Source organism: Sphingobacterium sp. GVS05A, assembly GCF_019969845.1.
GTDB lineage: Bacteria > Bacteroidota > Bacteroidia > Sphingobacteriales > Sphingobacteriaceae > Sphingobacterium.
The window spans coordinates 970,635-983,298 of sequence record NZ_JAHXYR010000001.1 but is presented as its reverse complement, the minus strand read 5'-3'; the positions used below and the strand labels follow the sequence as shown (position 1 = coordinate 983,298).

General features: G+C 38.1%; 13 protein-coding genes. 10 read left to right on the top strand and 3 right to left on the bottom strand.

Translation table 11 applies throughout. The features are described 5' to 3' along the window. Positions 1-15 precede the first annotated feature (15 nt). The 6 genes from LC454_RS04220 to LC454_RS04195 all read left to right on the top strand — a co-directional run bounded on the left by LC454_RS04220 (position 16) and on the right by LC454_RS04195 (position 4,710). Positions 16-627: a Crp/Fnr family transcriptional regulator gene (locus tag LC454_RS04220; protein ID WP_223579907.1), complete on the top strand. Its 612-nt coding sequence runs from the start codon at positions 16-18 to the stop codon at positions 625-627. Positions 628-730: 103 nt separating this feature from the next. After that, positions 731-952, top strand: a complete 222-nt coding sequence (locus LC454_RS04215; RefSeq protein ID WP_223579904.1) for a hypothetical protein — start codon at positions 731-733, stop codon at positions 950-952. A 72-nt stretch (positions 953-1,024) separates the two neighbouring features. Next, positions 1,025-1,399 carry a DUF3302 domain-containing protein gene (locus tag LC454_RS04210; protein WP_223579901.1) on the top strand — a complete coding sequence of 125 codons (375 nt, stop codon included), beginning with the start codon at positions 1,025-1,027 and terminating at the stop codon, positions 1,397-1,399. A gap of 38 nt (positions 1,400-1,437) precedes the next feature. Then, a complete protein-coding gene (locus tag LC454_RS04205) occupies positions 1,438-2,595 on the top strand; it encodes an HlyD family secretion protein (RefSeq protein ID WP_223579898.1) in 1,158 nt (385 codons plus the stop codon). A 1-nt stretch (position 2,596) separates the two neighbouring features. Beyond that, positions 2,597-3,997: a TolC family protein gene (locus LC454_RS04200; protein ID WP_223579895.1), complete on the top strand. Its 1,401-nt coding sequence runs from the start codon at positions 2,597-2,599 to the stop codon at positions 3,995-3,997. A 188-nt stretch (positions 3,998-4,185) separates the two neighbouring features. Then, a complete protein-coding gene (locus tag LC454_RS04195) occupies positions 4,186-4,710 on the top strand; it encodes a hypothetical protein (protein ID WP_223579892.1) in 525 nt (174 codons plus the stop codon). A gap of 71 nt (positions 4,711-4,781) precedes the next feature. Here the strand turns inward: LC454_RS04195 and LC454_RS04190 are convergent, their stop codons facing one another. After that, positions 4,782-5,222 carry a hypothetical protein gene (locus tag LC454_RS04190; RefSeq protein WP_223579889.1) on the bottom strand — a complete coding sequence of 147 codons (441 nt, stop codon included), beginning with the start codon at positions 5,220-5,222 and terminating at the stop codon, positions 4,782-4,784. A gap of 83 nt (positions 5,223-5,305) precedes the next feature. Next, a complete protein-coding gene (locus LC454_RS04185) occupies positions 5,306-5,914 on the bottom strand; it encodes a hypothetical protein (RefSeq protein WP_223579886.1) in 609 nt (202 codons plus the stop codon). A 914-nt stretch (positions 5,915-6,828) separates the two neighbouring features. On the opposite strand from LC454_RS04185, the gene LC454_RS04180 reads away from it, so the two are divergent. From LC454_RS04180 to LC454_RS04165, 4 genes are all read left to right on the top strand, one after another. After that, on the top strand, positions 6,829-8,784 hold the full coding sequence (locus LC454_RS04180; protein WP_223579883.1) for a sensor histidine kinase: 1,956 nt from the start codon (positions 6,829-6,831) through the stop codon (positions 8,782-8,784). Beyond that, a complete protein-coding gene (locus LC454_RS04175; RefSeq protein ID WP_223579881.1) occupies positions 8,774-9,406 on the top strand; it encodes a response regulator in 633 nt (210 codons plus the stop codon). Before LC454_RS04180 ends, LC454_RS04175 begins: the two co-directional genes overlap by 11 nt. A 421-nt stretch (positions 9,407-9,827) precedes the next feature. Continuing rightward, complete coding sequence (locus LC454_RS04170; RefSeq protein WP_223579878.1) at positions 9,828-10,766, top strand: 1-phosphofructokinase family hexose kinase; 939 nt, start codon at positions 9,828-9,830, stop codon at positions 10,764-10,766. 126 nt (positions 10,767-10,892) lie between these two features. Next, the gene (locus tag LC454_RS04165; protein ID WP_223579876.1) at positions 10,893-11,597 is read left to right on the top strand and encodes a hypothetical protein; all 705 of its coding nucleotides are present in this window, start codon (positions 10,893-10,895) and stop codon (positions 11,595-11,597) included. Here LC454_RS04165 and LC454_RS04160 read toward each other — a convergent pair. Further along, a complete protein-coding gene (locus tag LC454_RS04160) occupies positions 11,594-12,595 on the bottom strand; it encodes a YihY/virulence factor BrkB family protein (protein ID WP_223579873.1) in 1,002 nt (333 codons plus the stop codon). The genes LC454_RS04165 and LC454_RS04160 overlap by 4 nt on opposite strands. Positions 12,596-12,664 lie beyond the last annotated feature (69 nt).

The window sequence follows — 12,664 nt, the reverse complement described above, 5'->3', positions numbered from 1 at the left end:
ACTTATACGTTAACGATGATGTTGAGCCAGTCGGAAATATTAAAACATTTGGAATCCCTTCAGCAGCTGAATGATGATGAACGCCTCGAATTGTCCAAAATATGCAAACCGCTATTTTTGTCCAAAAAGACCAAACTTGTGGAAACGGATGACCGGTTTGATTCCGTCTTTGTGCTCACGGCGGGTCTATTACGTTGGTATTTCTATTCGGATGATGGTACCGAAAATAATGTTTTCTTCTCCTCGGAAGCAGATCATGCCTTTATTGCCAGTATTCCTGAGTATTATGCTGACCAACGGGAAACAAAATACACCATCGAAGCTGTTGTGGATACACAGTTACTGCTATTTCCGAAAGAGCTATTTGAAGATTTAGCTTTTCAACATAGAGGGATTTTCCAGTTCTATGTCAAATCCTTAAAAATTATTATTGATACCTTACGTATCCGTACAGAGCAGCTGTGTAGTGATTCTCCGAGTGCCCGCTATGAGGTTTTCCTAGAAAACCGTTCGTACATCACAAGGAACACAAATCGTAAGCATATCGCTAATTTCTTGGGTATTACACCAAATTCTTTGTCCAGATTAACAGCCCGTATACAAAAAAAACGGCCACCAAAAAACTAACTTAAGAATACTTTTTTAGCCTATATTCGTTCTAATTTTGCTTCGTCAAAAAAGCTGTAAAACAGCCATTTATACAGATAGTATGATTTAAAACGAAAACAAAATGAACAAATTTATTTTAAGAATAGGTGTCTTAACCTTATTCGCACTTTTAGAAATTAATGCGGCAGATGCCCAATCTCAGAAGGCAAAAACGTTTGACCTGTATGGCAATGCGAAAAATAGCAAAGTCTTAAGCCCGCAGCAAACTACGATTTACCATGAAAATGTTGATCTTTTGCGAAATGTACTTCGCGAAGAATATGGAACTAAAGACTCGTTTTAAATCATGTTTTCATGATGCTCGGCTTTATCTTAATTGATATTGCCGAGATTTTATCACCAAATTTATTTTATCATGCAAAAATTATTCGCAACAATTTGCTTGTTACTGTTGTGCAGCGTTTCGCATGCCGCTACTGGCGGTGCCGAAGACACGATCGCAGATGTAGCATCATGGCTTATCATATTTATCTTACCTATTGCCGGAGTTTTTCTGTTTTGGAAAGTACATATTTATCCTGAAAAAATAGCGGAGAAGAAAAATCATCCACAGCTAAGTGCCATAAAAAGTATGTGTTTACTTTCATTGATATTCGGCGGTCTTCTCTGGCCCGTTGCCTTGATATGGGCAAACTACGACTATAAAAAAGATAAAATGCCTGCTCCAAATTTAGGCGAATCGGACTCTTCTTCAGGTGAAGAAAGCTTACCTATTGAAGAAAAGAAATAAGTTCTATAAGAAATACAGAATCATCTAGAAAAAAAATTATGTTAGAATTACTAATAGGAATATATGCTGGTATTTGCTGGCTTCTCATCAAAAAACTAAAACTAATCCCTTGGAATTTCAATACGCAAGTTGTTGTATACTCGTTACCTATTTTTGGGTCTATTGCACTGATATTGAGTCTCAACTATTTTTGCCCCATTACATCGGACGTAAAAGTGGGTAACCGCAGTGTGGATATTACAACGCAAACCCTAGGGAAGGTCAAAAAAGTATATGTAAAAACAAACCAGGAGGTGAAAAAAGGAGATACACTATTTACGATAGATCCGGTACCCTACGAGCAAGAGATAAAATCGTTGGAAGCCCAACTTAGCAATATGAAATCTACTGTCTCTTCTTACACTTCGGATATCGATGCTTCTCGCAAAAATATACTGAGTTTACAATCTCAGCTTGATCTGAGTAATAAAAGAATAAAGCAATATCGGGAACTTGTAGCCGCTGGTGCTGCCAACAAATTTGACCTAGAACAAGCTGTCGCTACTTCGCAGGATCTGCAATCGCGAATTAGTGCTGCTCAGGCACAAAAAGCGTCGTTGGAAGCCAAATATCATTCAACTCATAACGGCGAAAATGCGTCTATTGCAGAACTGAGAGCTAAATTGGATCAGGCGAAATGGAATCTTTCCCAAACAGTAGTTTTAGCGCCTACCGATGGTCTAATCCCAAATGTACAGCTAAATGAAGGAGCCATGATGGCGCCTTTTAAATCTGCTTTCGTCCTGATTCAAAAACAACAATCTATTATCGCCTTCTTCTCTCAAAATGAGTTGGAAACGGTAAAAAATGGTAATGAAGTAGAACTTGCTTTAAAAACAGCTCCAGGGAAAGTGGTCAAAGCCAAATTGGAATACGTGGTTGATGCAACCAGTCAGGGTATTATGAACAATGCCGGTGGAATGCTTGGTGGTAATGCCACAACCTCAGGAATTCCGGAAACAGCGCGACAAATGCCTGAAACGGATGGAAAGCTCATCGCAAAATTTGTATTGGATGAAAACGAGCAACCGCTAACTGTCGGTGCAAGAGGAACGGCTGTCATTTATTCCGACCACATCAAACCCCTGCATCTTATCCGGAAAGTAATGGTACGTGTGAGTAGCAAAATCAATTACTTAATTCCAAAACTGCATTAACATGATAAAGAAAATAAGTATGGGGGCTCTCCTCCTATTCAACTTGACTTCTTGTATCGGCTACAAAAATGCAACACCTGAGAAGATTGAAGAATTAAAAAACACAAGCGCGATAAAGGCGAATATTGAAATATCTGATAAATGGATTCAGGAACAAGGTCAGAACCAACCGGCTTTTTCCTATGCGTGGATGAACGAACTACTCACTCCGGAACTGGAAGCATTAATCAAAGAAGGGCTTGCCCATAATGCGGATATCATCATCTCCAAAGAAAAACTGAATCAAATTGAATTAGCGATGGATATTGCCGGAAGTAGCCTTTATCCAAGTGTTAATGCATTAGCAAATACAGGTAACAATCTTGTCAGTGGAAGCCACATCGGGAAGTTGCAATTAAAAGCCAACTGGGAACTTGATCTCTGGGGAAAAAACAAATCTGCGGAAATGACGAGTGTAAGCCAATACTTTTCCGCGACTTTTCAGCAAAAAATGCTGGAACAGTCCGTTGCAGGGATGATTGCTAAGGCATATTACCTGAATATTGCAGGCCAGTACCAAGAACAAAAGATCAGCGAGTATATTACGAAAACCGAAGACTTAAAAAGGATTTTAACTGTTCAGAATAAAGTTGGAACGGCAAACGTCCTCGATTTGTCCAATATAGAAAGCGAGTCTATTCTCCTAAGCTCTTACCTTGAGAAAATCAGAAATGCGAATTCGCAATCAAGAAGAAGTTTAGAAATGTTGTGTGGAAAATACCCTGAGGGTTTGATAAAGGTAAGTGCGAAATTTTCGGCCTTACAACAGGATATCCCGACAAATTTTCCGCTCAATGTTTTGGAAAAGAGAGCCGATATTATGGCCCAGCAATTTCAAATAGAATCCACTTTCTATGAAATTCAGGAAGCAAAAGCCGCACGACTACCCGCTATTAACATCAGTGCCGCATTTGGAGCTGCTGCAACCAATGTTGAGGGGATCAGCAATCTGTTTTCCAATCCATTGATAAAAGTCGGTGGTGGTCTAACAACCCCTATTTTTAACGGAGGGAAACTAAAAAAGAATGTAGAAGTAAAAACCTCACAACAAAAACAAGCTGTTGAGCAGTATGCAAAATCAGTCCTATTAGCTTTTAATGAGGTAGAATCTGCCTTAGCAAATTTAGGTTCAATCGAAAAACAAGAGGTTTTCCAGCAATTGGCAATTTCTTCGTTAGAGAAAAATATAGATTTAACAAGAAAACAGATCAATGTCGGCAGCAGCAACAGTTTTATCCTGCTTCAAAAGCAAAGAGATCTGGTAAAAAGGGAAATGAACAATATCGATCTCCATCTCCAACAGCGCATTGAAAGGGTCAACCTTTACATGGCATTGGGAGCAAATGGACTCGCTAATTTTTAAATAACTCAAGTTCTATACAGTAAAAGCTAATCAAAAGATTAGCTTTTACTGTTTCCCCTCCATTATATCGATTTTATCAGCGTTATTATTTTACAAGACCATAAAAATTGTGGATGTCACAAAAACCGATTATTTTATACCTAGGCATATATTTTTTGTATAATTTAGGGGCTTAACCCATTTCGCACATGAAGAAAAATGAAATAACTTTATCTGCCTTCCATAGTAAATATACTTTTGGGGCATCGCTAGTTACCATATTCTTTTTATTTCCGATTTCAATCGTATTCATTAAAGCTGCAGATGTTAAATATACAGTAAATCAAACCCAATTAATTATTGCAATATTGAGTTTAGTTTTTGGTTTTTTAATCGTTGTAATGAAAAGTACCTTGCAAAAAATTTCATTTATAAAATCTGAAGATCAATTTTATTTGAAAGATGAAAAGGGAAATGAAGTTCCTCTGCCTAATAGCACAATCTATAATATTTACAACTATAATTCGAGAAAAGCGTTTATGTTAAGAGTCACAACACAAGCTGGCACAAAATATTTTTTGTCTCCTGATATGAACATGAAATCTGATATTGAAGAATTTTTTACCAAGTTCTCGAAAAAACCGATCAGAAAGGACTTTTATATTAAGGCTTATCCATACCTGATTTGTTGCGCTTATGTTATAATAAGTATTGTGCTCGTATTGTTTATTTAATGATTGATAGTTAGCGTAATCTCACCATCCAGGTTCAAAATAGATACGAATACTGGTTTAGTACATTAACCTTATTTCCGGTCATCATATACATGTTCAATAATGCTCTTCCATATCTTATTATTATGAGCATTCATTTTTGAGATGGTATCGACATCACTTACGATAATAATTTGGGTATCAACACCATCCACCGGCTGAACACTTTTACCTTCCTCCGAAGACCGAAATTCTCCCAAATTGATTTGAGTTATCAGGGCTTCCCAATCCTGAGGCACTGTTTTCTTATGATATTCTGAATTATCTGCTGGATTAGCCGCAACAGTTAGCCTATAATGTGTGGAGTCCTTATCTATCAACATACGCGAGTGAGATCCCAATTGCCCTCCAGAACTGATGATTTCAATAGACTTTATGCCCCCATCTTTCATAACGACTGGCTGATTTACTGTTCTATTTTTGTTGTTGGTACAGCTGATCAAAAACAAGGATAAAATAACTAATTTATACATTCTTCAAAATTTAAACTTTTATACATGGTTTACTTTGCAGAGTTCTGTAAAATGGATCAACCTTTTTCGGGGACAAAGACGTCCTATTTTATGTATCCTCCAATTTTTCTTATTGTCTGATCCTCCCATATTGCGATTTGTTGCATTGTATATCTTGAACCCAATTCCGAATGAATACTCTTCAGAATTTGCTCGGCATATTTCAATCCCATTAAATTACAGATATGTAAAATTTGATCGTCACTTTTGCCATCTTCATACCAGGTTAAGATCTGCCCAACAAATGTTCCATCCCAGGTCAATACGTCATGATCCGCCATTGGAATGGTATCTTCTGGACAGTAACGGATGAATCCTTTTAAAACATTATCATAGGCCAAAACTTCCAAAAAGTCATCCATTGTTTCAAATAAAGGGATATAGCGGTCTACGTCGAAAACGGACTGTTCCATTGAGTTGCAATCGATAATCATATGAGGCGGTATGAATGTATCGTAAAAATCATATTTCTGGAGATTTTCTGTTTCATCAAAAAGTCCCACGACAAAACGTGAAAGATCTAATTCAACTAAAACCGCTCGGATTTGGTCTTTTGTAAGCCGGCTTTTATCATTTTCTAAGTCTTGTAAGCTGTTTAAAGCCAGTTCCTCAGAGGCATTCCTCTCCTGAGTTGAAATTATTCTTGGTCTCATCGTTCTAGATTGTATATAAATAACGAAGAAATAGAGGATTACAAAGAGTATTGTCGCATATATTAAGATGATGGTCATTTATTTTTTGTGTTAATGATCTAAAATGAATGGACTAATACCAAGGTAAATATAGGGCATTTCCTTTCCTGCTTAATCAGAATCTTATATTTGCAGGTGACCAGTTACAATTCGCTACATAAGAATCATTATCTGGTACAGCCACTACCAAAAAGCACTTCATAACCAACTCTATAATATTGAGGCGCTGGTTTAACATTTCCTGACTGATTTAACAATACATGTTACAATGTAAAAATTAATTATTAAGAAACATAATTTCTATATAAAACAGGGGATATTTTTTAAGATTTACCCCAATCTGGGAATGGTTTTTGGCTTTTGCTAAACACTCCTAGAAAAAAAGTGATCAGTTATTACAACAAAGTGATCACTTTTTAGAAAATACTGATCAGTATTTGGTTAGGACCATTCAGTATCTTCTATCGACTGTTCGGTCCGTTCGAAGAACCGCACACAGTTTCAAACAAAGTGATTACCGAAAAGCAAAAAGTAGTCAGTCTTAGGGGAGCTTTAGTAACAAAAACCGCACTTACACATCATAATATAAGAAATCATTGAACGTTACCTACTTTTGATCTGTGATTTATTGAACAAATGCTATCAATAAAACAGAAAAATACTTCAGTTAAAATTTTAACACTAAATTTAATAAATAATACAATGGCGATACAGGAAACAGGTTTTTGGCAGGCTTACCTCACCCTCCTAATTATAGGAGGATAAATTTCACGATTTATCTGTATTGTAATAATTGAGAATACTTAATATGTTTGTTAACATGTTAAAATCAGTCCTTTTAAATCACTGAACAGCACACAATTAAAACACTTGATATGAAGAAACTGCTTTTCCAATTTATCTTAACAGTACTACCACTATTCGCAGTATATGGACAGGATACCAATGCAATAGATAGTTTGAGAAATAAATTTACAGCAGCAAAATCCGACACCGCCAAGTTATCGCTCTCAAATAAGCTTGCTCGGGAATATTTTATCCGTGGGGACAGCATTACAGCGTTTAAATACGGATACACATCGCTCGCTCTTGCCCGAAAAACTAAGGTTCGACTTTATCAAGCTAAGGGCAACCAGATCATGGGTTATCTGCACACCATATTGATCCATATGGACAGTGCTAAATATTACAATAATCAGGTTATCCAAATCCTAAAAGACGCAAAATCCACTGAAGAAATACGGGTTGTTGCCTATGCGAAAAATAACCTGGCGGCTAACTACCAAGTCACTGGACAGCTCAAAAAAACAGCAGAACTTCTCATAGAAAATTTGCCCAGATTTGAAAAGATAAAAGACAACAAACTCTACCAAGTCACTTTAGAAAATATCGCTGTAACTTTTAACGAGTTGGAGGATTTTGAAAAAGCTACCTTTTATCTTAAAAAGGGAATCGAGTTTCTAAATAAAAATAATTTTGATGCGGAGCATAAAATTGGTAATTACCTTACGGGCGCTTTGATCACCTACGGGCAGGATGATCTTGTGCTGATGAAGACGTATCTCGACCAAGTAAAGTCTTACCTCGACCAAGTGGGCGTTACCTCATTATATTCAGGTCGATATTATGCCTATTTGACCTGGTACTACGTCAAAAAAAAGGATTTAAAAAAATCAAGGGATGCACTCGCTCTAGCAGAAAAGTCACTCAGGCATCTGGAAAGCCGCACCAATTATTATGATTTTTACAATTCACGATATGGGGTTGCCAAATTGGCCGGAGACTATCAGGGAGCTTTGAAAGCTTCGCAAACCTTATATGAAATGGCAAGGGAAGATAACCGAGCTTCGATTGCTGCAAGACACGCAAAGGACATTGCTCTTCTGGCCAGCAAACTCGGTGATTATAAGACAGCCTATACCTTTCAGCAACGATACTCTGCTATTTCGGATAGCACGAAATTTGAAAATATGGAGGTGGAAATCCATGATCTGGAGATCAGTTATCAGACAGCAGAAAAAGAGAAACGCATTGTACTATTGGAAAATGAGCAACGGGAAGCCACATTAAAAAGTAAAAATCAGGTTTTGCTGAATTTAGTTTTGGGTATTGGTGCCCTTACTTTCTTATTGGTCATGTTGTTTCTTTTTTATGTATTGAGGACACATAAAAAGAATAATAAAAAACGTTTGGAGGAAATCGGTCGGGATCAAGAGCTTAAGATATCACAAGCACTACTTGAAGGTGAAGATCGCGAACGTATACGTATCGCTCGTGATTTACATGATGGTATCGGAGGAACATTGAGTGGAATAAAACTAAAACTTTCAGATCCAGCGGCTGATAAAGAATTGATGGTCCAAAAGGCAAATGAACAACTTGGTGCCGCCATTGGAGAGCTGAGAAGAACCGCACGGGGAATGATGCCCGAAAGTCTGCTAAAAAATGGGCTTGAAACCGCACTACATGACCTATGCGCGGATCTGATAAGCTCCGAGGTACAGATTGAATTTCAATCCAGTGGTTTATTGGCAGATCTTTCCATGAATAATACTGTTCATATCTACCGTATTGTACAAGAATTATTGACCAATGCGATCAAGCATGGTAAGGCAAAAAATATTCTGGTGCAACTTATTCAGGAAGGAGATACGATCTTGATTACTGTAGATGACAATGGTAAAGGATTTGATACAGGAAAAATGTCAAACGTAACAGGTATAGGTCTTAAAAATATTCAGAATCGCGTTGACTTTCTCAAAGGGAAATTGTCAATTGATAGTGATCCGAGAAATGGTACCTCCGTAAATATTGAGATTTATGTACGATAGAGAATTGGTTATAGCTATACTGGATGATCACCCAATGGTATTGGATGGCATTCAAGAAATTATCAGGAGGAATATCACCAATGCAACAGTCATCGGTTTTCCGAGTATTATGCAATTTAACGACTTTATCAGGGTCAAGCCCGTGGATCTCCTTTTGGTGGACATGTTTCTCAGTGATGGACGTGGAATTGATGTCTGTAAGGAGGTTAAAGAAAAGTTCCCTACGGTTCGTGTATTGGGAATGAGCAGCGCACTTGAAAGAAGCACGATCGTTGAACTTCTGCATCAGGGAGGATCCGGTTTTATTCTAAAAAATACCGAAGCTTCCGCGATCCTGGAAGCTATTGAAAAAGTGATGCGCGGTGAGATTGTATTAAGCCCTGAGGCAGATAATTTATTAAATAAATCTGTAGACAATCCAAGTCCGCTACCTACCCTAACCAGACGTGAACGAGAGCTATTGCTCTACTTGGTTCAAGGAAAAACAATAGCCGAAATTGCAGACATCTTGCTTTTAAGCAAATCAACGATAGACACCTATTGTAAATACCTCCTGCAGAAATTTAATGTGAGCAATACGCCGGAGTTGTTAACCCTCGTTTCCAGAGAAAACATATTGTAAAAGTCTTAGAGATTATGATTGTCACCTTACTTCCCTATCTTTTCGTTGCAGTATAATCTAAATCAAAAATTATGACAGTCTTTTTAACTCAATCTAGCTTGAAGAAGCTTATCTGATAATGTACCAAGCCTAACCATTATCAACTTGATAGAAGTTGAATCATAAAATATCAAAAAGTAGACAAAGAACATCCTGCAAGCAACCTAATAATTTTATAAAAAATTGAATGTAAATTAACAAATAACGGTTATCTTCATATGGCATACCTTGCTTTCCTTAATCCATTTCAGAAGTTATGGCATTAACGAAAGGAATTGGACTGTATTTATCTGAAAGACATCCCACTACATTACTAGGAACTATCTTTTAGAGATTAACATATATTCGGCATAGGGAAAATCCTAAGTTTAATGAAAGCAATATGATGAAAAAAACTGTATTAACCATTACATTAAACCCTTCGGTAGACAAAAGTACAAGTGTTCAAAACATTGTTCCCGAAAAGAAACTACGCTGCGATACGCCAAAGTATGAAGCCGGTGGTGGCGGTATTAATGTAAGCCGCGCGCTCAAACGACTTGGTATATCCTCAAACGCACTTTTTACCTCTGGAGGAAAAACGGGCAATATGTTGGAAGTATTATTAAAACAAGAAGAACTCGATATTACACCGATCCTTATCAGCAGTGAAACAAGGGAAAACTTTATTGTGGTAGATACGACCACGAATCAACAATACCGATTTGGATTTCCGGGGGAAGCCTTTACAGCGGAAGAGAAGGAAAACATTTTGGCTATTGTTGACCAATTAAATCCAATACCTGATTTTGTTGTCATCAGTGGTAGCCTCCCAAACGACGTTCCCGCGAACTTTATCGGATTACTTATCAATAAATGTAAAGCTAAAGGAAGCAAAGTAGTCGTAGATACTTCCGGAGATGCGCTTAAAGTTGCTTTGGAGGAAGGCATATATTTACTGAAACCAAATGCGGGTGAATTGGCCGCTCTTGTTGGAAAAGAGGAACTTGCAAGCACAGATCTGGATCATGCCGCCCAGCAAATAATTGCACAGGGCCAAGCTGTCCTTGTTGTCGTATCTCTTGGCGCTCAGGGAGCCGTATTGTATACCGCAGCAGAAAAAATTCAGATGGTTCCACCACTTGTAAAAATACGTAGTACAGTTGGCGCTGGAGACAGTATGGTTGCAGGCATGGTATCCGTTCTGGCTAGAGGAGGCACAACCGAAGAACTACTTCGCATGGGAATAGCTTGCGGATCGGCAACCACCATGGCCGAGGGAACCGCCCTCTTTCAAAAGAAAGATGTGGATAGACTATATGACGAAGTCAGAAAGCAATAAGCGTGTAGATAAAATACACGCGATTTAATTTTTAGAATAGTTGTTCAGTTGTAATAAGCCTGTCTTCCGGCAATTGGAGACATGCCACGCTATACGAAACTTTTTAACCTAATCTTTATTGTATTTATGCATATCAAAAACATTCAGAACCATAACCTTTTTGCATATCGAAGATTACGGCGGGCGATCGGTTATCTGGGTATCTTTCTACCCTTTATCTTGGTTTTGTTGTCCCTATTTAAGTTTTTCGGCACCAGCATTCAACCATCCATCAGTCATTACTATTTTTCAAATCTGAGAGAAATTTTTACCGGCACTTTATGTGCAGTTGGATTATTTCTAATCTGCTATAAAGGCAATGGAAATAAAGTCATTTGGAAAAATGATAATCTCCTCACAAATCTTGCTGGATTTATGGCGATCGGTGTTGCATTTATACCCACCGATCCAATCGGTAGCAGCTGCGCGCAATGCACACTCGTTGCAGTTGGTTTAAAGGAACTGCACTACGGTTTTGCAGCCATACTTTTTCTAACGTTTGCATTCCTTTCCATCAATGTATTTACTATTGGCCAGGAACCAAACAAAGAGATTCCGATTAGCATCATGAATGAAAATAATATCTACCGTTTTTGTGGCTATGGGATAATCGTTTGTATCGCTTTGATTCCCTTTAAGCTCTTTGGACATGCAACACTTGTCTTTGAGGCCTTTGCACTTTTTTTATTTGGCAGTTCATGGCTTATTAAGGGACGGGCTTTGGGTGATAAAGGTGCAATCGGCGAAAAATTATACCGTGAACATAATACCACAGATACCGAAGCGTCCTAGCTTTTGGGATCATCTACCGGATCGACCTCTACCCGCTTTTCCTCCTGTGTCAACGGAGCTGGAGGAATCTCACCACCGGCACGTTCGATTTCCTGGGTCTCCACATGTACGGCAAATTGAGCGGGTTCAATCGGAATCCCCATCACTGTGGCGTATTCTCTTGTGTAAATTGCTCCAAAATATAAGATAGCAGCGGTATAATACACCCACAGCAAAATCAAGACAAATGATCCCGCAGCGCCATAGGTATCCTGGGTCGCTGAATGTTCCAGATATAGTCCGATCAGATAACGACCCAAAATAAACAAAACTGCTGTAAATAGCGCTCCTGCTCGAACTGTCCGCCACTGAATATTCACGTCGGGAAGTACTTTAAAAATAATACTAAAGAGTAAGAATATAATACCAAATGATAGCGCAAAGTTGATCCCATCAAGCAGCACCACTGTCATGTCTGGAAAATAACGCTGCAACTGTCCTGTAAGGGCCAAGATTACACCATTGATAATCAAGGTGACAACCAGTAAAAATCCCAGACCAATGACTAAGGAAGAGGACAACAAACGATCCTGAATCAGTTTTAACCAGCCTTTCTTTGGCTTAGCCCGTACATGCCAAATTTTATTGATTGAATTTTGGATATCACCAAATACACTGGTTGCTCCCAATATCAAAGTTATGCTACTAATTAGCAGTGCCATATTGGATTTGCCCGACAATTCAAGATTTTGAATAACTTCCTGAATCTGTTTGGCGGCACTGTTCCCCACTAAGCCGCGCAGTTCCATAAAAACCTTCCCTTCGATGGCGTCTTCGCCATAAAATATACCTGCCAATGCAATTATTAAAACCAGTATTGGGCCAATCGAAAAAACAGTATAGTAAGATAAAGAAGCGCTATATTTCATTGAATCTTCATTCAAAAACCCAGCAACTGAGCTCTTCAAAATTCGCCAGTAGGTCTTTATCTTACTTCTACTTTTAGTTCTTATATCCATATTGATCATTTTTGTCAATAAGAATAAACCACCTTCTGGTAAAGAATGTTTTTGGATTTACAAAGAAAC